Annotated in this window: 19 protein-coding genes; 9 read left to right on the plus strand and 10 right to left on the minus strand. The window is 65.7% G+C overall.

All coding sequences use genetic code 11. From position 1 onward, the window contains the following. Positions 1 to 340 precede the first annotated feature (340 nt). The 4 genes from CSAL_RS00295 to ruvX all read left to right on the plus strand — a co-directional run bounded on the left by CSAL_RS00295 (position 341) and on the right by ruvX (position 3,229). Positions 341 to 1,075 carry a CvfB family protein gene (locus CSAL_RS00295; protein WP_043557815.1) on the plus strand — a complete coding sequence of 245 codons (735 nt, stop codon included), beginning with the start codon at positions 341 to 343 and terminating at the stop codon, positions 1,073 to 1,075. A gap of 78 nt (positions 1,076 to 1,153) precedes the next feature. Further along, complete coding sequence (gshB, locus tag CSAL_RS00300; protein ID WP_011505367.1) at positions 1,154 to 2,107, plus strand: glutathione synthase; 954 nt, start codon at positions 1,154 to 1,156, stop codon at positions 2,105 to 2,107. Between the two features lie 118 nt (positions 2,108 to 2,225). Next, the gene (locus CSAL_RS00305) at positions 2,226 to 2,783 is read left to right on the plus strand and encodes a YqgE/AlgH family protein (RefSeq protein ID WP_011505368.1); all 558 of its coding nucleotides are present in this window, start codon (positions 2,226 to 2,228) and stop codon (positions 2,781 to 2,783) included. Further along, positions 2,783 to 3,229 carry a Holliday junction resolvase RuvX gene (gene ruvX, locus CSAL_RS00310; protein WP_011505369.1) on the plus strand — a complete coding sequence of 149 codons (447 nt, stop codon included), beginning with the start codon at positions 2,783 to 2,785 and terminating at the stop codon, positions 3,227 to 3,229. The genes CSAL_RS00305 and ruvX overlap by 1 nt, the downstream gene beginning before the upstream one ends. A gap of 58 nt (positions 3,230 to 3,287) precedes the next feature. Here the strand turns inward: ruvX and CSAL_RS00315 are convergent, their stop codons facing one another. Together CSAL_RS00315 and CSAL_RS00320 are read right to left on the minus strand one after the other, a co-directional pair. Beyond that, entirely contained in the window at positions 3,288 to 4,610 is a 1,323-nt protein-coding gene (locus CSAL_RS00315) for an APC family permease (protein WP_011505370.1), read from the minus strand. Between the two features lie 75 nt (positions 4,611 to 4,685). Then, positions 4,686 to 5,495 carry a carbon-nitrogen hydrolase family protein gene (locus CSAL_RS00320; RefSeq protein ID WP_011505371.1) on the minus strand — a complete coding sequence of 270 codons (810 nt, stop codon included), beginning with the start codon at positions 5,493 to 5,495 and terminating at the stop codon, positions 4,686 to 4,688. 191 nt (positions 5,496 to 5,686) lie between these two features. On the opposite strand from CSAL_RS00320, the gene CSAL_RS00325 reads away from it, so the two are divergent. Continuing rightward, positions 5,687 to 6,514, plus strand: coding sequence for a helix-turn-helix transcriptional regulator (locus CSAL_RS00325; protein WP_011505372.1), 828 nt, complete (start codon positions 5,687 to 5,689; stop codon positions 6,512 to 6,514). A gap of 44 nt (positions 6,515 to 6,558) precedes the next feature. Here CSAL_RS00325 and pyrB read toward each other — a convergent pair whose 3' ends face one another. Beyond that, positions 6,559 to 7,590 carry an aspartate carbamoyltransferase gene (gene pyrB / locus CSAL_RS00330; protein ID WP_011505373.1) on the minus strand — a complete coding sequence of 344 codons (1,032 nt, stop codon included), beginning with the start codon at positions 7,588 to 7,590 and terminating at the stop codon, positions 6,559 to 6,561. A 182-nt stretch (positions 7,591 to 7,772) separates the two neighbouring features. Between pyrB and CSAL_RS00335 the strand changes: the two genes are divergently transcribed. After that, on the plus strand, positions 7,773 to 8,627 hold the full coding sequence (locus tag CSAL_RS00335; protein ID WP_011505374.1) for an SDR family oxidoreductase: 855 nt from the start codon (positions 7,773 to 7,775) through the stop codon (positions 8,625 to 8,627). 290 nt (positions 8,628 to 8,917) lie between these two features. Here the strand turns inward: CSAL_RS00335 and CSAL_RS00340 are convergent, their stop codons facing one another. The 3 genes from CSAL_RS00340 to uraD all read right to left on the minus strand — a co-directional run bounded on the left by CSAL_RS00340 (position 8,918) and on the right by uraD (position 11,755). Beyond that, on the minus strand, positions 8,918 to 9,967 hold the full coding sequence (locus tag CSAL_RS00340) for a homocysteine S-methyltransferase family protein (RefSeq protein ID WP_011505375.1): 1,050 nt from the start codon (positions 9,965 to 9,967) through the stop codon (positions 8,918 to 8,920). A 323-nt stretch (positions 9,968 to 10,290) separates the two neighbouring features. Further along, on the minus strand, positions 10,291 to 11,121 hold the full coding sequence (locus tag CSAL_RS00345) for an IclR family transcriptional regulator (protein ID WP_035414006.1): 831 nt from the start codon (positions 11,119 to 11,121) through the stop codon (positions 10,291 to 10,293). Between the two features lie 109 nt (positions 11,122 to 11,230). Then, on the minus strand, positions 11,231 to 11,755 hold the full coding sequence (gene uraD, locus CSAL_RS00350) for a 2-oxo-4-hydroxy-4-carboxy-5-ureidoimidazoline decarboxylase (RefSeq protein WP_011505377.1): 525 nt from the start codon (positions 11,753 to 11,755) through the stop codon (positions 11,231 to 11,233). A gap of 123 nt (positions 11,756 to 11,878) precedes the next feature. On the opposite strand from uraD, the gene uraH reads away from it, so the two are divergent. Both uraH and CSAL_RS00360 read left to right on the plus strand, forming a co-directional pair. Beyond that, positions 11,879 to 12,235 carry a hydroxyisourate hydrolase gene (uraH, locus tag CSAL_RS00355; protein WP_011505378.1) on the plus strand — a complete coding sequence of 119 codons (357 nt, stop codon included), beginning with the start codon at positions 11,879 to 11,881 and terminating at the stop codon, positions 12,233 to 12,235. A 50-nt stretch (positions 12,236 to 12,285) separates the two neighbouring features. After that, on the plus strand, positions 12,286 to 13,029 hold the full coding sequence (locus CSAL_RS00360) for a GntR family transcriptional regulator (RefSeq protein ID WP_011505379.1): 744 nt from the start codon (positions 12,286 to 12,288) through the stop codon (positions 13,027 to 13,029). Between the two features lie 150 nt (positions 13,030 to 13,179). On the opposite strand, the gene CSAL_RS00365 is transcribed toward CSAL_RS00360, so the two are convergent. From CSAL_RS00365 to CSAL_RS00380, 4 genes are read right to left on the minus strand one after another with little or no spacing between them, the layout of a single operon-like run. Next, entirely contained in the window at positions 13,180 to 13,968 is a 789-nt protein-coding gene (locus tag CSAL_RS00365; RefSeq protein WP_011505380.1) for an HpcH/HpaI aldolase family protein, read from the minus strand. Further along, a complete protein-coding gene (locus CSAL_RS00370) occupies positions 13,965 to 15,482 on the minus strand; it encodes a tripartite tricarboxylate transporter permease (protein ID WP_011505381.1) in 1,518 nt (505 codons plus the stop codon). Before CSAL_RS00370 ends, CSAL_RS00365 begins: the two co-directional genes overlap by 4 nt. Positions 15,483 to 15,486: 4 nt before the next feature. Next, positions 15,487 to 15,960: a tripartite tricarboxylate transporter TctB family protein gene (locus CSAL_RS00375; protein WP_011505382.1), complete on the minus strand. Its 474-nt coding sequence runs from the start codon at positions 15,958 to 15,960 to the stop codon at positions 15,487 to 15,489. 36 nt (positions 15,961 to 15,996) lie between these two features. Next, positions 15,997 to 17,001 carry a tripartite tricarboxylate transporter substrate binding protein gene (locus CSAL_RS00380; protein ID WP_011505383.1) on the minus strand — a complete coding sequence of 335 codons (1,005 nt, stop codon included), beginning with the start codon at positions 16,999 to 17,001 and terminating at the stop codon, positions 15,997 to 15,999. Between the two features lie 263 nt (positions 17,002 to 17,264). Between CSAL_RS00380 and CSAL_RS00385 the strand changes: the two genes are divergently transcribed. Next, on the plus strand, positions 17,265 to 18,320 hold the full coding sequence (locus tag CSAL_RS00385; protein WP_011505384.1) for a LacI family DNA-binding transcriptional regulator: 1,056 nt from the start codon (positions 17,265 to 17,267) through the stop codon (positions 18,318 to 18,320). Positions 18,321 to 18,392 lie beyond the last annotated feature (72 nt).

The raw sequence follows: 18,392 nt of genomic DNA on the forward strand, positions 1-18,392 counted from the left end.
ATAGCGGCTTTGTGACGAAGCGTCAAAGTTTGCGTAATAAGTTAAGTGTGAGGGAGAGTACCGGTTTTTTCGCAGTTCATTAATAAGGATGGTTTTTGTAAAGCTAGATTGCTGTATTGTAAAAATAATTTCTTTGTCTGAGTAATCTGTAACATTTCTGGGCAGGGCCATGAACGCCGAAAGGCAGCCCTCATGCTGTAAAGTTCGCCTTCTTCTATGCGATAAATCTTATCCTAGTCATCAGTCGCCGATTTATACGCCAACCCCCCCGCCATGGCCTTTGCTCGCGTTGCCGGGCGGCGTCATAATGAGGACATATCTCTCGTCAGTGGCCGCCATCATGTCCCGTTCCCCAGATCCCGCCCCGCGTTCCTCCGCTCCCGGCCGGCGTGCGTCGAGTTCGACGCGCCCACCCCTGGCACGTATCGGTGAGGTGGCGTATCTCAAGGTGGTGGCGGTCAATACCACCGGGGCCTTTCTCGACTGGGGCCAGCCGAAGGACGTGTTGCTGCCGTTCGCCGAGCAGCGCTTCCGGCCGGAGGTGGGCAAGCGCGTGCTGGTGATGCTGTACGAAGACGCCCAGGGACGGCCGGTGGCGTCCATGCGGCTCGATCGATTCCTGGCCGATGAGGCCACGGACCTCAAGGCCGGCGATCAGGTGGCGCTGGTGGTCGCCGAGCGTACCGACCTGGGCTTCAAGGCGGTGGTCGATCACCGCTATTGGGGGCTCCTGTACGCGGATGACATCGTCCATCCGCCGCGGCGCGGTCAGCGGCTGACGGGGTACATCAAGCGCGTACGCGAGGATGGGCGTCTCGACCTTGCCATGCTGCCGCCCGGCGAGGCGGGGCTCGATGTGGTCGGCGACAAGGTGCTGGCACTGCTGCGCTGTCACGGCGGCTTCGTGGCGCTGGGCGACAAGACCCCCGCCGCCGAGATCAAGGCGCGGGTGGGCGTGAGCAAGAGCGCCTTCAAGCAGGCCGTGGGTCGGCTCTACAAGAAACGGCTGATCACCATCGAGGCGGAAGGCATCCGCCTGACGCGCGAGGCGATCGACGACGCTTCGTCCGACTGAGGCGTCGCCGGCGTCTTGGTCTTCCGTTGACGGCTGCGGCATACTGCGCGCATCCATTCCTTACCCGGAAGACCGATCATGAGCGAGCGCGCCTTGAAGCTCGGCGTGGTGATGGACCCCATCGCCGATATCGCCTACAAGAAAGACACCACCCTGGCCATGCTGTGGGCCGCCCAGGAGCGCGGCTGGTCGCTGTATTACCTCGAGCCCGAAGACCTGTACCTGGAAGGCGGACGCGCCATGGGTCGCATGCGCGCGCTGGAAGCCTATCGCGACCCCGAGGCCTGGTACCGGCTCGACGTATCGCGGGCCGCGCCGCTGGCGGAGCTCGACGTGATCCTGATGCGCCAGGACCCGCCGGTGGACGGCCATTTCCTCAATGCCGTGCATTTGCTGGGCTTCGCCGAGCGCGAGGGCGTGCTGGTGGTCAACCCGACGCAGGCGCTGTTGACCAGCAACGAGAAACTCTTCGCACAGCAGTTCCCGCAGTGCATTCCGCCCTCCGTGGTGTCCTGTCACGACGGCGTGCTGCGCGACTTCCACGCCCGGCACGGCGACGTGATCCTCAAGCCGCTGGATGGCATGGGCGGCAGCGGTATCTTCCACATCACGCCGGAAGGCCGGAACCTGGGCTCGGTCATCGAGCAGCTCACCGAGCGCGGCACGCGCCAGATCATGGCGCAACGCTATCTGCCCGAGATCCAGGCCGGCGACACGCGCATCCTGCTGATCGACGGCGAGCCGGTGCCCTATGGGCTGGCGCGCATTCCCAGCGCCGGCGAGACGCGTGGCAACCTGGCGGCCGGCGGCCGTGGCGAGGCTCGCGAACTCACCGACCGCGACCATTGGCTGATCGAGCAGGTCAAGCCGGCGATTCTCGAGAAGGGACTGATCTTCGTGGGGCTCGACGTGATCGGCGATTACATCACCGAGATCAATGTCACCAGTCCCACTTGCGTGCGCGAAATCGACGCGCAGCGCGGCACGGATATCGGTGGTCAATTGATGGAGGCCATCGCCCGGCGCTTTTGAGCGGGACGCGCCGTCGCATGATGGCGAGCCCCGTGCCGGGGAGTGATACAATCGCCGTGAAAGGCACCAATTTCGGCGTGCGCTAGAGGCGAGGCGCGCCTCGACGCCTGGGAGGCTCATGCAAAGCTTGAAGCACCATTTTTTGCTGGCGATGCCGCATCTCGACGACCCCAATTTCAAGGGGACGCTGACCTATCTCTGCGATCACGATGAAAACGGCACCATGGGCGTGATCGTCAATCGGCCCATGGAGCTGACGCTCGATGCGCTGCTCGAGCAGCTGGAACTGGATGCCGCCGAGTGTCCGTGTCGCGAGATGCCGGTCCACTACGGCGGGCCTGTCCACAAGGATCGCGGCTTCATCCTGCATCGCGGCTCGAGCCTGCCCTGGGACTCCAGCCTGCAGGTTGCCGACGACATCGCGCTGACCACTTCCATGGACATGCTCAAGGCGATCGCCAACGGCCAGGGGCCGGAAGACTTCATCGTCTGCCTTGGCTGCGCCGCCTGGCAGGCCGGTCAGCTCGAGGACGAACTCAAGCAGAACACCTGGCTGACCGTGGAAGGCGATGCCTCGATTCTGTTCGAGGTCCACGCGGAGCAGCGCCTGAGCGCGGCGGCGGGGATACTCGGCATCGACCTGAACCTGATGAGCCGCGAGGCGGGGCATTCCTGATGGCCGAGGCCGGACAACGGCTGGTGCTGGCGTTCGACTTCGGGACGCGGCGCATCGGCGTGGCGGTGGGTAACGAAATGCTGGGCAGCGCCACGGCGTTGGCGCCGTTGCCCGCGCGTGACGGCATCCCCGACTGGCAGCAGATCGCGGCGCTGCTCGAGGAGTGGCAGCCGGACCTGCTGGTGGTGGGGCTGCCGCTCAACATGGACGGCACCGAGTCGGACATGAGTCGGCGGGCGCGCAAGTTCGGCAATCGCCTGCACGGGCGCTTCGGCAAGCCGGTGGAGGTGTTCGACGAACGCGGCTCCACGCGTGCCGCCAAGCGCATCGCCCGCGACGCCGGGCACCGCGGCAACTATCGTGACGATGGCGTGGACGGCATCGCCGCGCAGTTGATCCTGGAAAGCTTCTTCGCCGACGACACCTTCCTGCAACGCATGCCGTGACGCACCACGACCGGCCAGGAGCCGGTCGTGATGTCATGCGCGATCGGTGGCGTGCGCATCAACCATCCATGTGCAGTTCCGGCGTGGGCCGGCTGAAGCCGCGCGTCAGCCAGATCAGCCATGCCAGACCGCAGGCCAGCCATGCCCCGCCCAGCATGATCGCCAGGTGATCCAGGCTCAGCATCAGCCACAGGATCGCGCCCAGGCCGATCAGCGGGCAGATCAGGAACCACAGCGTTTCCATACCGCCGCGCCGGCGTTCCTTCAGGTAGTAGTGAAAGATCACCGAGAGATTGACCAGGGCGAAGGCCAGGAAGGCGCCGAAGTTGATGAAGGATGCCGCCGAGAGCACATCCATGGTCAGCGCCAGTAGCGCGACCACGCCGCTGAGCAGCAGGCCGCCCAGCGGCGTGCCGAAGCGGCTCAACTTGCCCAGCCAGCGCTTCGGCAGGACGTCGTCGCGACCCATGGCGTAGAGCAGGCGCGCGCCGCTGGCCTGGGCGGCGATGCCGGAAGCGAACTGGCCGACCACCAGCCCGATCAAGAAGATCGAGACGAAGATGTCGCCGCCGATGTTGCGGGCGATCTCGTAGGCGGCGGCGTCGGGGTTGGCGAAATCATGCCCCGGCGCGGCGAGCTGCACGAAATACGACACCACCACGAAGATCAAGCCGCCGATCAAGGTGATCAACAGGATGGCGCGCGGCAGGGTGCGTTGCGGGTCCTTGGTTTCCTCGGTCAACGTGGTGACGGCATCGAAGCCTAGAAAGGAGTAACAGGCCACGGCGGCGCCGGCCATCAATACCGGCAGGGTCGCGGCCGAGTCAGCGCCCAGGAACGGCGTCAGGCTCCAGAAGGGCTGCGTGGGGTCGCCCAGCACGTAGTGCATGCTCAACCCCACGAAAGCGACCAGGACCAGGATCTGCACCAGCATCATCACGCTGTTGACCACGCTGGCGAGCCGGAGGCCGAGGATGTTGATCACCGTGGTAACGGCAATGAACGCCAGCAGCCACAATGGCGTGGGCACGGCGGGAAACGCCGAATGCAGGTAAGCGGCACCGATCAGCCAGATCACCATGGGCAGGAACAGGTAATCGAGCAGGATCGCCCATCCGGCGATGAAGCCCAGGCGGTCGTCGATGGCGTGGCGCACGTAGGCATAGGCGGAGCCGGCCACCGGGTAGGCGCTGGCCATTCTTCCATAGCTGTGCGCGGTGAACAGCATGGCGATCAGCGCCGCCAGGTAGGCCCCCGAGACGGCGCCTTCCGTGGTGACGGCGAGCACGCCGAAGGTGCCCAGCACGATGATGGGCGTCATGTACGCCAGGCCGAACAGTACGACTTGGCCCAGGGAGAGGGTCTTCTTCATTTGGTTCATCGTCGCCTCCTGATTGTGGTTGTTGCGACTCGTGGTCGTTGCGACTGGTTGAGGGAGGGTTGCGAGTGCCTGGGATCAGAAATGCCAGTAGCGGCCGCGCCCGATATCCTCGCGCCGGCCCTGCAGCCCGATGCGGCAGTCCTGCTGGTAGTCGTAATCGCGCCGTGCCGCCGGCAAGCGTTGCAGGTCGAGCTGCAGCGTGGTCACGCTTTCCTCGCGCTCGGCGCGGAACAGCGTCTCGCCGTCCGGGGCGACCAGTGCGCTCTCGCCGGCGAAGGTCAGCCCCGCGCCTTCTCCCGCGCGGTTGGTCATGGCGACGAAGTAATGATTGTCCTGCGCGCGGGCCTGGGCGGCGCGCGCATGCACCGGCCCGTAGGGGTCCATGTTGCCGTTGGTGACCAGCAGCAGGTCGCAGCCGAGCTGCCCCAGTGCCCGCGCCGGCTCGGGGAACTCCAGGTCGTAGCAGATCAAGAGACCCACCTGGAGGCCGCGCCACTCGACGCAGCCCACGCGGTGGCCCTCGCCGACGAGTTGGCGCTCGTCCGGCCACAGGTGCGCCTTGCGATAGCGCAGCGCGATGCCGTCTTCGGGGGTGATCAGTACGGTGGTGTTGAAGACGCCTTCGGCGTCGCGCTCGAGAAAGCCCACGGCCAGCGCGGTGTCCTGCTCGCGGCTGGCGGTGACGAGGGCGTTGAGCTCAGGCCCCTCCAGCGCCAGGGCGCGATCCTCGACGTGCCCGGGTTCGGCGAAACCGGTGAGGTGCGTTTCGGGAAAGACGATCAGGGATGTCTCGGCGTCGGCGTCGCGTAGGCAGGCCAGCGTTCGCGAGAGGTTGTACGCGATGTCACCCTCGCGCCCGGCCAGTTGTGCCAAGGCTATCTGCATGAAAAACTCCGAAGGTATTGTATGGCTGTCGGTATCGGATGCCTTTCAGTATCCGTCATCACACGGCGGTGACCATTCCCCGACGGGGTTACCCCTGCGGGGGGAGCGAGGAGCGTTGTGAAGAGCATGGCCGGTAGCGTGCCGAACAGAGGGCCGAAGAGCATGCCTGGAAGAGCGCCGAGGAGAGCGACATGACAAGCGAGCCGCAGCCGGCAACGTCCGCCCCCGGCCAGACCAGCCTGGAGAGCCTGGCCTGGCATCGTGCCTTCGGCGGGTTGGCCGCGTCGCTGGATGCCCCCGATTTCTGGCTGGCGGCGGTCCGCACGATCGGCGCGCACCTTGCCTTCGATACCTGGGTGGCGTTGATCTTCCACCATCATCGGCCGCCCCGGATCCTCGCCGAAAGCGACGAGGACGATGGCGCCGACGAGGCGCTCTTCCAGGACTACCAGCGTGGCCTGTACCTGCTCGACCCGTTCTACATCGACGCCAAGGGGCGTGCCCGCGAGGGGCTCTACACCCTGGCCGACGTGGCGCCGCAGCGCTTCCGCCACACCGAGTACTATCAGCGCTATTTCCAGCGCAACATCGTCGCCGACGAGGTGCAGTTCAACTGCCCGCTCGACGCCGAGCGGACGTTGTGCCTCTCGCTGGGTTCGACCCGGGCCTTCGATCATGCCGCGCTGGGGCTGTTGAGCCTCATCCAGCCCTGGATGCTGGCGTTGATGCGCCAGCGCATGCATTTCGAGTTCGAGGGCGAGGACGGCACGCCGCCGGGGCCGCATCCCTGGCATCCCCGTCCCGGCACGCCGCGCGAGCTGGATTCACGCTACGCACTGACCGAGCGGGAGCGCGAGGTCAGCCAGCTCATGCTGGGCGGCAGCTCGACCAAGGAGATCGCCCGACGGCTGGCGATCTCGGTGGAAACCGTACGCGCCCACAAGAAACATCTCTACGCCAAGCTGGGCATCAACTCGCAGTCGGAGCTGTTCTCGCTGTTCTGGCAGGCGCGCCCCTAGGCCTGGCAGAACAACCGTTTGCGCTCGGCCCGGGGCGCTCGGGCCTACAACGTGCGGTCGTCGACGCCGAAGGTCGGCGGCACGAACCAGCGCACGTCCTGGGCGTCGCGTTCGATGTAATCCTCGACGCGCAGCAGGTTGGCGAAGATCGCCATGCGCATGGGAATGCCATTGTCGGCCTGGCGGAAGATGGCCAGGCGCGGGTCGCCATTGAGGTCGACGTTGAGATCGTTGGCGCCGGGACGGCTGTCGCGCGGCAGGGGGTGCATGACGATGGTGGTCGGCGAGCAGCGCTTGTCGAGGAAGGCGCGATCGACGATGAAGTCCTGGGAGATGCCGGCGAAGGTCTCCGACATCTCGTCGGTGAAGCGCTCCTTCTGGATACGCGTGGTGTAGATCACGTCGAGGTCGCCGAAATCGTTGGCCAGGCTTTCGCGCTGCTCCACGCGATGTCCTCGCGAGGCGACCAGATCGATCAAGTGACGCGGCATTTCCAGCCCCGGGGGCGATACCAGCGTGATGCGCAGCGGGTCGAACAGCGACAAAAGCTTGATCAGCGAGTGCACGGTACGGCCATGCTTGAGATCGCCGGTCAGCAGCAGGTGCGCGCCTTCGAGACGCTTGCCCAGGCGCGTGAATTCCTTCTCGATGGTGTAGAGGTCCAGCAGCGCCTGACTGGGGTGCTCGCCGGGGCCGTCGCCGCCGTTGATCACCGGCACTCGCGTGGCCTCGGCGAATTCCGCCACGGCGCCTTGGTCGGGGTGGCGCAGGACGATGGCATCGACGTAACCGCCCATCACGCGGCTGGTGTCGTAGAGGGACTCACCCTTGGCCATCGACGAGAAGGTGAAGCCGGTGGTGTCGCAGACACTGCCGCCGAGACGCGAGAACGCCGCGTGAAAGCTGATGCGGGTCCGTGTGCTGGCTTCGAAGAACAGGTTGCCGAGCACCGCGCCCTCGAGCACGCGGGTCACCTTGCGCCGCTGGGCGAAGGGCTCCATGCGGCCGGCGAGCTGCATCAGGTGTTCGACGTAATCGCGGGACAGGGAATCGACGGAAAGCAGGTGGGGACTCATCGGTAGCCTCGCAAGTGGCGCAGGGGATCGCTGCGCGTAGTGTACGCATCCCGGACCCCGGCTTCATCCGTTGCTTTCAGCGAACGCGATGCGGCGCCCGACCGGTACGGTTCGCTTGGCCTGGACGTCGGCGGCTTCTATGGTGAGACATGGTAGTTCCCACCATTCAAGGAGCGAATGACATGGGCGAGCAACACTTCCCCGCGCAGGAACAGGCCGACCAGCCCGGCGACGAACATGCCATGCGGCCCGAGCCAGAGTACATCCGCGACAGCTATCGCGGCACCGGCAAGCTCGACGGCAAGGTCGCCATCATCACCGGCGGCGACAGCGGCATCGGTCGTGCCGTGGCAGTGCATTTCGCCCGCGAGGGCGCCAATTGCGTCATCGTCTATCTCAACGAAGCGCGCGACGCCGAGGATACCCAGGCGCTGGTCGAAGCCGAGGGGCGCGAGTGCGTCCTGGTGCAAGGCGATGTCGGCGACCCGGTGCTGTGTCGCCATGTGGTCGACACGACGCTGGCGAGCTTCGGCGCGGTCAATATCCTGGTCAACAACGCCGCCGAGCAGTATGACTGGGACGATGTCACGCAGATTCCCGACGACCAGGTACAGCGGACCTTCCAGACCAATGTCTTCAGCCATTTCTACATGGCCAAGTACGCGCTGCCCCACATGCACGAGGGCGACACCATCATCGCCACCTCATCGGTCAATGCCTTCAAGGGCAATGACACGCTGATCGACTACACGGCGACCAAGGGAGCCATCCAGGGGCTGGTGCGTTCGCTGGCGATGTCCCTGGTCGATCGCGACATTCGCGTCAACGCCGTCGCCCCTGGCCCGGTATGGACGCCCCTGATCCCCGCCAGTTTCGACGAGGACAAGGTCGCCGGCTTCGGAGGCCAGGTGCCCATGGACCGCGCCGGCCAGCCCAGTGAAATGGGCCCCGCCTACGTCTACCTCGCCAGCGAGGAGTCTTCCTACATGAACGGCCAGACGCTGCATCTCAACGGCGGCGTGATCCTCAATACCTGAACCGAGAGGGGGGGCGATCGTCGCTTTCGGTGAGGCGCTCAGGCCTCTACGGGCGCCATCACCTGCTTCAATTCCTGCTAGGCAGTCAGGCCCTGGGGATCACGTTCATGGCCTATTCCGCTTTTCTTGCCACCGCCCCAGGCCGCCTGGGGCGGGGCTATCTGGCCCATGTTGGTCCAGATCGATCTTGCCCCTGAACGCTTATCTTACGTTCGACCGTCTCTGACATGAGATACATCGGTTGCTCGGTGGTTATGGAGCCGAGCAACCGATTCATCATGAATAATGACTTAGGCCTTTTCCCCCAGGGCGGCGATATGCTCCGGCAAGCGCTCATGGGAGCCGTACATGAAGTGGTTCTCCATGCGCTCAGCAAATTGGGCGGCTTCCGGTTCACGCCCCACGGCCATGGCCACTTCGCGCACGTGCATCGGCGATGCCCCGCAGCATACGCCGAGATAATTGACCCCCAGGGCATGAACGTCGCGCGCAAAGGCGCCGAGCTCGTAACGGTTGCAGAACAGCGGGTCCAGGGCGGTCGGGAAGGCGCGTCCGTGGGGCGCCGGGCAGCTGCATCCCTGATTGTCGGAGAGGTTGAAGAACGTCGGCTCCTGCTCGGTGGTGCGATAGGTCACCGGCAGTGCCGCCACATGGCAGGTAACGGCGTCGCGAATCTGCTGGATCCAGGGGCGCATGGTGTCCGGCCCTCTGAAGCAGTTCAGGCCGACCACGCTGGCGCCCTGCTGCTCGAGGGCGACACAGGTTTCCACGATGCCGAGGCCATCGACCATGCGGTTCTCGGCCATCGGCGCCAGAGTGACGACGGCAGGCAGCCCCTGGGCCTTGATCGCTGCCAGGGCCGCTTCGGCTTCGCCGGCATAGTAGAAGGTTTCCGCGATGATGAAATCGGCGCCTTCCTCGACGGCCCATTGCACCATCTCGTCGAACATGGCACGCACGCTCTGCTGGGCGGCCGGATCTTCCGGGTCCCAGACGTTGCTGTTGGAGATGTTGCCGGCCATCAGGTTGCCGGGCTTTTCATCGGCCACCTTGCGAGCGATCTTCAACGCAGCCCGGTTCAGCGGTTCCAGCAGCTCTTCCTTGCCGATCACCCGCATTTTTTCGCGGTGGCCGTTGTAGGTGAACGCCTGAACGACGTCCGACCCCGCATGCTGGAAATCGCGATGCAGCGCTTCCAGCGCGTCCGGGCGCAACAGCGCCACTTCGGGCACGAACTCACCGGCGGAGAGATAACCGCGCCGTTCGAGCTCGAACAGAAAGCCCTCGGCACAGATCAGGGGGCCCTGGTCGAGTCGTTGGGTGATCAGGTCTTGCGTCATGGATGAATGCCTCGGGGGTGGTGTGCGTCTTCAATCGAGGCCGCATTTTGGCAGCCCCGTGGCTTCCACCACCAATGAAGAATTCCCACCTAAAAGTGAATCAGGCTCATGTTGATAGGGGGTTCTAGTAGGGAAGTGCATACCCCATCAGCTCTGTCGCTGCAGGTTCCCCGATGATCAGATGGGCGACAGGCGTTATCCTTCGCGGGCCGCCAAGGGTGCCAGGTCGTTCATGACGCGGGTGGAAGAGAAGCCCCAGCCAATCAAGCAACGATAGTGAGAGGTTTCTAATGAGAAGGCTGAGACTAAATTAGCCTGTCTGCTCAGTCCTGAGCGCCGGGCAGTCGCCCGCCCAGGCGCGCCGTGATCTCGCGGGCGGCTCGGCTCACCAGGCCGCCGAGTTCGGCGAGCCGTGCTTCGGGAATGCGTGCGGCGGGACCGGACACCGAGATGGCGGCGAGCGGCAGACCGTTCTCGTCGTGCAGCGTCGCTGCAACGCAGTTGAGGCCGATGGCGTGTTCCTCGCGATCGCAGGCATAGCCCTGGCGGCGGATCTCGCCAAGGGCGTCGCGCAGGCGGGATGGGGTGTCGAGGGTATTGGGCGTCACCTTGTCGAGGCCGCGCGTGTGGAGGATGCGCTCGACCTCGTCGCGCGGCAGCCAGGCGAGCAGGGCCTTGCCGACGCCCGAGGCGTGCAGCGGGGCACGTGAGCCCAGCCGCGTGATCATGCGCATCATCTGCGGCGACTCGCTCTGGGCGAGGAACACGGCCATGCCCTGATCCCGGATACCCAGGTTGGCGGTTTCCTCGGTCTCCGCCGTCAATTGATGCAGGAAGGGGCGGGCGGTGGCGACGAAATCGCGTGCCTCGAGGAAGGCATTGCCCACGCGGAATGTCTTGGCGTCGATATGCCACACGCCCATCTCCGCGTCCTGGGCGATGAAGCCCTGCTGGTGGAGCGCCTGCAGCAAGCGGTGCGTGGTCGACGGGGCCAGACCCACGATCTGGGCGATATCGGACAGGGCCAGCCCACCGGGAGCGGCAGCGAGCCCTTCGAGGATATTCAGGCCCCGCACCAGCGATTGGCTGTGGCCGCTGGCGGCCTTGCCGTTGCCGGCGGGGCGTCCGACCGTCTTGCGTTTGCTTTCCGTCACGCCTGGCTCTCTCTCACGAAGCATTCATGGAAAATTCTTCCATGAATTCCGCTGCCTCGCCAGCCCACCAAAGACGCACGCTGCCGCTCATTCCGATGCAGGACGGCCTTCAGGTGGCATGGGCGTCCAGGCGTAGTCGCGCGATGCGATGGATCTGCGCGATGGCGGAACGGCGTTCCTCGTCGGGCCCATGCGCGAGGCGGAGCTCGAAGGCATCGAGAATCTCGTGACGGTGGTAGCCCTTGACCGCCATCACGAAGGGAAAGCCGAAGCGTGCCTGGTAGGCGGCGTTCAGGCGCTCGAAGCGGGCCAGCTCGTCCGGGGTACACTGATCGAGCCCGGCACCGGCCTGTTCCTGGCTCGAGGCCTGGGTCAGCCCGCCAGCCAGCGCGACCTTGCCGGCCAGGTCGGGGTGCGCGCGGATGACCGTGAGCTGGCGCTCGGCGGGGGCGGCGTCAAGCACGGCGGCCATTGCCCCGGCGAGACCCGCGGGGCTGTCGTGGCGGGTGTCGAGGCCGGCGTCCCATACCGCTTCGGCGATCCACGGAGAGTGTTCGTAGATGCCGCCATACGCGGCCACGAAGGCCTCGCGGTCGAGTTGCGTGGGGCGCGGCGAGAGCAGGGCATGGCGCATGCGCGTCTCCTGATGCTATGTTGTTCGGGATTGTTGTATACAAAAATCAGGGTAAGCGGTGGCGCCACGGGCGTCCATCCCGGGCTGCCGCTCGATGCCCGCCGACGATCGCAAGGAGTGACCATGGGCTATCTCACCACGCACGTTCTGGACACCGCTCGGGGCTGCCCTGCACGCGGCATGCGCCTGTCGCTGTATCGGCTCGATGGTGACACCCGCCAGGCGCTGGGCGAGTTCGTGACCAACGAGGATGGCCGTTGCGATGGCCCGCTGCTGGAGGGCGAAGCCTTCCGGGTGGGCGAGTACGAGCTGCTGTTCGAGGCCGGCGAGTATCTCGATCGCCAGGATGAGGTCCCGCCGACGGGGCCGCGCTTTCTGGCGCGGATTCCGCTGCGCTTCGGCATCGACGATGCGGGCGCCCACTACCATGTCCCGCTGTTGCTGTCCCCCTTCGGTTATTCCACCTACCGCGGTAGCTGATGTCGGGCGGGCAATGCGATGATCAGCGCAAATGCATTCGGGAGCCGTGAATGAGCGAGTCACGTCAGGCGCATGCCGCCAAGAAAACGCGTCGCAACGAGGGCAAGGCCGGCGACGGTGCGCAGCGTCATGACGCCATCTATCGTGCGATCAGTGACGCCATCATCGAACATCGCCTGCAGCCCGGTGCGCGTCTGCGCGAGGATGCCCTGTCGGACGTCTTCGGTGTCAGCCGCACCGGCATCCGCAAGATCCTGCAACGCCTGGCCCTGGAGCATCTCGTCACCTTGACGCCACGTCGCGGCGCGAGCGTCTCGCGGCCGACCGCCGAGGAAGCGCGCGATGTCTTCGCCGCGCGGCAACTGGTCGAGTGCGGACTGATGGAGCAGGTCGTGCAGCGGGCCACGGCTGCGGATGTGGCGCGGCTGCGCGACGACGCGCGCCGCGAGCGTCAGGCACTCAAGGCCGGCAAGCAGAGCGAGGCGATCAAGCTGTCGGCGGCCTTCCATGTGCGTCTGGCCGAGCTGGCGGGCAACGCCACGCTCAGCGAATTCGTCGGCCGGTTATGCTCGCGCTCGTCGCTGATCCTGGCGGTTTACGGCAACACCGGCCACCTCGGTTGCGAGTCGCACGACCACGACGAACTGATTCGCCACCTCGAAAGCGGCAACGGCGAGCGTGCCCGCGCCTTCATGCAGCGCCACCTCAAGGCCATCGAAGCCTCGCTCTCCATTGCCGAGGCGCCCGAGGAAACCCCGGACCTGAAGCGGATCTTCGACGGCGCGCTCGGCTGATGCCCCGCCGTCGCCGGCGGGACATTCAAGATACCGTACGCCTTCATGGCACTCCCGACAGGGCGGTGGACACGTCGTGCCCGCGCATCAGGGCGAGATGCCATCGCCGGGCTGCGTTCGTTGCCTGGCTGAAGCGCGACGAGGGGCTGTCTAGACGGTGTCGAAGTCCGCTGAGCGTGCCCGCCAGGCATTGGCCTCGTCACGCAAAGTGCTGGCGAACAGGGCGATGTCGTTGGGGCCGGCGACGAAGCGGTAACCGCTTTCGCTGAGCGTGGCGACATTGCGTCCGGGGCCGGTGATGGTGCCCATCCAGCGTCCGCCGGCGACGATGCGCTGCTCCAGTTCGCCGATCAGCTCGCGCACCTCGGGATCCTCGAGTCGCTCCAGCTTGCCCAGCGAACCAGCCAGGTCGTTGGGACCGATGAACAGCATATCGAGGCCGTCGACGGCAGCGATCGCGTCCACATCGCGGGCCGCTTCGACGTGCTCGATCTGGCCGATCAGCAGCAGTTCGTCGTTGGCGTGGCGGGCGTAGTCGTCGATCGCCCCATAGCCCGAGGCCCGCACGATCGGTGCTGCGTAGCCGCGGTTGCCCTGGGGCGGATAGCGACAGGCATCGACGAACGCCCGGGCCTGCGCGGCGTTGTTGATCATCGGTACCATGATCGAACGAACCCCCATGTCGAGGACCTTCTTCAGGTAGGCTGGATCGTTGGCGGGAATGCGCAGGACGACCTCTCCCCCGGCTGCCTCTACGGCACGTACCAGATGGGAGGTGTGCTCGAGGCTGGAGACACCGTGTTCATTGTCGATCAGCACGGTTTTCCAGCCGGCGCCGACGGCGGCTTCGGCGAGATCGGGGCTGGCGCTTTCCAGCCACAATACACTGACGGTGCGGCCCTCGCGCAGGGCCGCCTTGGTGGGGTTGTGTCGTTTCATGATGACGATTCCTTGGGTGGAGTAGGCGAGCGACGGCGCAGGGTGTCGCGGGTGGCGCGCCAGACCAGCAATACCCAGACGAGCAAGGTCAGGGTGCCGAGCGTCGCTGCCCAGGGACGTTCGAAGAAGGCCAGAAGATCGCCCTGAGCCTTGAGCATCGAGGTCATGAAGTTGTCCTCGACGATGCCGCCCAGCACGATGCCGAGAATCGCAGGTGCCAGTGGAAAACCGTTGGCTTCCATCGCATAGCCCAGCACGCCGAGCGCCAGCACGATCCAGATGGCGATCGCAGAGTTGGTGATGGCGTAGGCGCCCACCAGCGAGAACAGCAGCACGATCGGCATCAGCACGCGACGTGGAATGCGCAGCAGCCAGCTGGCGGCGAGAATGACCAGCAGCCCGGCGGGGATCATGATCAGGTTGGTCAGTGCGAAGGCGCCGTAGAGGGTGTGCACCAGTTCCGGTGAATCGGTGAAGATGCGCGGGCCGGGAGTCAGGCCGTTGAGCAGCAGAATGCCGATCGCGATGGCGGTGACGCTGTCGCCGGGGATGCCGAAGACCAGCGCTGGCGTCCAGGCGCCGCCGATCGCCGCGTTGTTGGCGCTGCCGCCATCGACGATGCCTTCCACATGGCCCTGGCCGTAACGCTCGGGCTGACGCGAGAAGCGCCGCGATACGGCATAGCAGATCCAGGCGGCGATGTCCGCGCCGGCGCCGGGCAGGGCGCCGATCAACGTGCCCAGCACACTCGAACGGGCCACGTTGCGCTTGTAGCGGCGCAACGTGGCCAGCGTTTCGCGCAAGGCCGTCGGCAGGCGCTCCTGCTTGGCGGTGACGCGGGTGCCACTCTCGCCGAAGCGGGCGCTGCGCAGAATCTCGCTGAGCGCGAACAGGCCGATGATGGCGGGGATGAAGCTGATGCCGTCGTAGAGTTCGTAGTTGCCGAAGGTAAAGCGTGGGTAGCCCACCGCGACATCAATGCCGATCGAGGCGATGAACAGCCCCAGGAACAGGCTGGCGAAGCTCTTTGCCACGTCGGCATTGCTGGTCATGACGGCGCAACTCAGACCCAGGCAGGCTAGCCAGAAGGTCTCATAGCTGGAGAACTGCATCGCCACCCGTGCCAGCTGTGGCGCGATCAACACCAGAATGGCAACGCCCACCAGGCCACCGATGGACGCCGCGAGCAGCGATACGCACAGCGTCGATCGGGCCCGACCGGCGAGCGACAGGCGGTGAGCATCCTCGACATAGGCCGCCGAGGCAGGCGTGCCGGGAATACGCATCAGCGCGCCGGGGATGTCGCCGGCGAAGATCGCCGTCGAGGTCGTGGCGACGATCGCGCTGATCGCCATCAACGGATTCATGAAATAGGTGAAGGGCACCAGCAGCGCCACCGCCATGGTCGCGGTCAGGCCCGGCATGGCGCCAACGACGGTACCGTACAGGGTACAGGCGGCGATTACCGCCAGGTATTCGAGAGAGAACAGGTTGGCAAGCGTCTCGATGAACATGGGGTCACCAGGCCACGGGAGTCAGTACGCCCCACGGCAACGGGACGTGCAGCAGCGAATAGAACAGCGAGTGAACCGCCATCACCAGGGGCACGGCCAGCAGCAGGCAACGCCCCCATGACAGGCCGAAGATGCGCGCTGCGGCGGCGACCAGCAACAGCGAGGCGACATGGAAGCCGAGCGGTTCGATCAGCAGGGCGTAGCCGAGCACGACGCCGATCAGGCTCGCCATGCGGGCATTGGCACGGCGGCGCGAGATGCGAGACGCGGGAGACGTCGCTTCCGTAGACGATGGAGATCGACGCGATCCTAGCGCGATGATGGCGCCGCACCCCATCAGGCCGATGGCTGCGATCGACGGGAACAGTCCGGGCCCGTAGACGAGCCCGGCCATGGTCGGAAAGCCGGCGGCGCGCCACAGCACCAGCGCGCCGAAGAGGATCAGCAAGCAGCCCGACAGGCGATCATGATGTGCCATGGAAGTCTCCGCGTTTTCCGCTTGGCATGCCGAGCGTTACTGGGCCAGGCCGATGGACTGGATGACGTCCCCCAGCTTGTCGTCGGCCTCGGCCAGGGTCTGCCGGGTCTGCTGGCGATTCTCGAAGACCACCGGTGCGCCACGGCTTTGCTTGAATTCGGCCCAGGCGTCGCTGTGTACGGCCTGGTCAATGGCCTGTTCGTAGGCGCAGGCGATCTCGTCGGGCAGCCCCTTGGGGCCGCTGATGGTGACGAAGGCGCCCAGCGTCCAGCCGCTGTCGAGGGTCTCGCCGGTTGCCGGCACGTCGGGCAATTGTTCCATCGGCGCCTCGCTCATGTAGCCCAGTGCCTTGATCTCGCCCTGCTCGACCAGCGGCAGCGCCTCGGAGAGCGCCGGTGTGGCGACGTCGACGCCGCCAGCCATCAGTTCCTTGAGCGCCGGACCGGCCCCCTTGCTGGGTATCCAGCGAATGGCATCCGGGGGGAGCCCCTCGGCCTTGAGCATGCCGGCCAGGGCCAGGTGCCAGATGCCGCCCTGGGCGGTACCCGACGCTGTCAGTTCGCCGGGATTGTTCCGCGCCTCATCGAGCAGGTCGTCGAGCGACGCATAGGGCGAGTCCTTGGCGACCAGTACGCCCGGCGAAGTGCGATCGATCAGGGCAATGGGCGTGATGTCCCGGTAGGTCAGCGGTGTCAGGCCGATCCAGTGCATGGTGTCGATTTCGACCGTGGCGGCGCCGATGGTATAGCCGTCTGGCTTGCCGCGGGCGAGCATGGTGTGCCCGACGACGCCGTTGCCGCCGGTCCGGTTGACCACGTTGAAGGGCACGCCCATCTCATCCTCCAGCAGGCTGGCCAAGCGGCGGGCATTGGCGTCGGTGCCGCCGCCGGTGCCCCAGGGGACGATGACCGTTACGGCGCGGTCGGGTTGCCAGTCGCATTGGTTGGGCGTGGCTGCTTCCGTTGCCGATGATGCCGCCGCTGCTGCGACGCCGAAGACCAGCGTGGTGGCGGTCGATAGGATCGAACGTACATGGTTCATGATGGGCTCCCGCAAGTATCGCCTGGCAATCCTTTGGTGGCCGCTGTACGCCCCTGGCCACCCCCGGTAAGTCGTTTTACGCAATTCAATCGATTGAACCAATGCGACCTTGGTCGTTGTGCCCGGGGGCTGAAAGTAGCGAACCAGTGGCATACCATCGCCGAGGCCGCTGGTGAGGAGATTGCTCGCGGCGCCACGACCATCACGCCGACAGGCTTCGACAGCGGGCCCTCGCCAGGGCCCCGCCGGAACAGGACTCTTGCATGACGCGTCGACCGACCCTCAAGACTATCGCTGATCGGGTGGGCGTTACCGTCTCCGCGGTATCGCTGGCCCTGCGCGACGATCCACGTATCTCCGCGACGACGCGTTCACGTATCCAGGAGGCCGCCGAGGCACTGGGTTACGTCTACAATCGACATGCGGCGGGATTGCGACGTGGCGACAGCGGCACCGTGGCGGTCTGCCTCAACGACCTGAGCAACCCTTTCTTCACCGAATTCCTCGGCCATATGGAGACCCGTTTCCGCGAGGCGGGACGCATGATGCTGTTCTGTCATGCCCATGAGACACCCTCGATCCAGGCTCGCTTCATCCGCCAGATGGCCGAACACGGTGCCGCCGGATTGATTCTGGTCCCGGTGGAGGGCACGTCGCGCGCGGACCTGGAAGGCCCCCGCGTGCGTCATCTGCGCGATTTTCCACTGGTGCTGATTTCGCGCGATGTCGCCGATACGGCGTTCGACCGGGTGATCAACGACGATGAACGCGGCATCCGGCTATTGTTCGAGCACCTGTATGCCCTGGGGCACCGCCGCCTGGCCTGGCTGGGCGGAGGGGGCGATACCTCCACGGCGCACGATCGCGAGCGCTCCTTTCGCCGCGAGATGGACGCCGCAGGATTGCCGATCGATGACGCGACGATGCACCACGGCCCGACGTCATTGGCCTTTGGCGATAGCATGCTCGACGAGTTGATGGCGCTGCCGACACCGCCTACGGCGATCGTGTGTTTTTCCGACGTGATCGCGTTCGGGGTTCTGGCTGCCTGCTATCGGCGGGGGCTGCGCCCGGGCATCGACCTTTCGGTGACCGGCTTTGACGACATGGGCGCCGCTGCCTATTCGGCGCCGGCTCTGACCAGTGTCCGCGTGCGCACCGACTTGATCGGCGATCGCGCCAGCGAGTTGCTGCTGGCCCGCATCGCCGGCGACCGTCAGCCGGCGGTGCGGGAAATGATGCCGCCCGAACTGGTGGTCCGCGAGACCACCGGTCCTCCGCCCGAGACAGGCATGCTACCGCCACGGCGGCGTGGGTGAGTGGTGCTGGGCGGGTAAAAACGACGCGAGGCCGGCATCGGCCTCGCGTCGTTCCCTGGTGGCGATGGGGTG

Source organism: Chromohalobacter israelensis DSM 3043, from assembly GCF_000055785.1.
Taxonomy (GTDB): Bacteria; Pseudomonadota; Gammaproteobacteria; order Pseudomonadales; family Halomonadaceae; genus Chromohalobacter; species Chromohalobacter israelensis.

Excerpts from the sequence above, each read along its gene's own strand:
- CSAL_RS00295 (WP_043557815.1), top strand. The coding sequence starts at position 341 with ATGTCCCGTTCCCCAGATCCCGCCCCGCGTTCCTCCGCTCCCGGCCGG.
- gshB (WP_011505367.1), top strand. The coding sequence starts at position 1,154 with ATGAGCGAGCGCGCCTTGAAGCTCGGCGTGGTGATGGACCCCATCGCC.
- CSAL_RS00305 (WP_011505368.1), top strand. The coding sequence starts at position 2,226 with ATGCAAAGCTTGAAGCACCATTTTTTGCTGGCGATGCCGCATCTCGAC.
- ruvX (WP_011505369.1), top strand. The coding sequence starts at position 2,783 with ATGGCCGAGGCCGGACAACGGCTGGTGCTGGCGTTCGACTTCGGGACG.
- CSAL_RS00315 (WP_011505370.1), bottom strand. The coding sequence starts at position 4,610 with ATGAACCAAATGAAGAAGACCCTCTCCCTGGGCCAAGTCGTACTGTTC.
- CSAL_RS00320 (WP_011505371.1), bottom strand. The coding sequence starts at position 5,495 with ATGCAGATAGCCTTGGCACAACTGGCCGGGCGCGAGGGTGACATCGCG.
- CSAL_RS00325 (WP_011505372.1), top strand. The coding sequence starts at position 5,687 with ATGACAAGCGAGCCGCAGCCGGCAACGTCCGCCCCCGGCCAGACCAGC.
- pyrB (WP_011505373.1), bottom strand. The coding sequence starts at position 7,590 with ATGAGTCCCCACCTGCTTTCCGTCGATTCCCTGTCCCGCGATTACGTC.
- CSAL_RS00335 (WP_011505374.1), top strand. The coding sequence starts at position 7,773 with ATGGGCGAGCAACACTTCCCCGCGCAGGAACAGGCCGACCAGCCCGGC.
- CSAL_RS00340 (WP_011505375.1), bottom strand. The coding sequence starts at position 9,967 with ATGACGCAAGACCTGATCACCCAACGACTCGACCAGGGCCCCCTGATC.
- uraD (WP_011505377.1), bottom strand. The coding sequence starts at position 11,755 with ATGCGCCATGCCCTGCTCTCGCCGCGCCCCACGCAACTCGACCGCGAG.
- uraH (WP_011505378.1), top strand. The coding sequence starts at position 11,879 with ATGGGCTATCTCACCACGCACGTTCTGGACACCGCTCGGGGCTGCCCT.
- CSAL_RS00360 (WP_011505379.1), top strand. The coding sequence starts at position 12,286 with ATGAGCGAGTCACGTCAGGCGCATGCCGCCAAGAAAACGCGTCGCAAC.
- CSAL_RS00365 (WP_011505380.1), bottom strand. The coding sequence starts at position 13,968 with ATGAAACGACACAACCCCACCAAGGCGGCCCTGCGCGAGGGCCGCACC.
- CSAL_RS00370 (WP_011505381.1), bottom strand. The coding sequence starts at position 15,482 with ATGTTCATCGAGACGCTTGCCAACCTGTTCTCTCTCGAATACCTGGCG.
- CSAL_RS00375 (WP_011505382.1), bottom strand. The coding sequence starts at position 15,960 with ATGGCACATCATGATCGCCTGTCGGGCTGCTTGCTGATCCTCTTCGGC.
- CSAL_RS00380 (WP_011505383.1), bottom strand. The coding sequence starts at position 17,001 with ATGAACCATGTACGTTCGATCCTATCGACCGCCACCACGCTGGTCTTC.
- CSAL_RS00385 (WP_011505384.1), top strand. The coding sequence starts at position 17,265 with ATGACGCGTCGACCGACCCTCAAGACTATCGCTGATCGGGTGGGCGTT.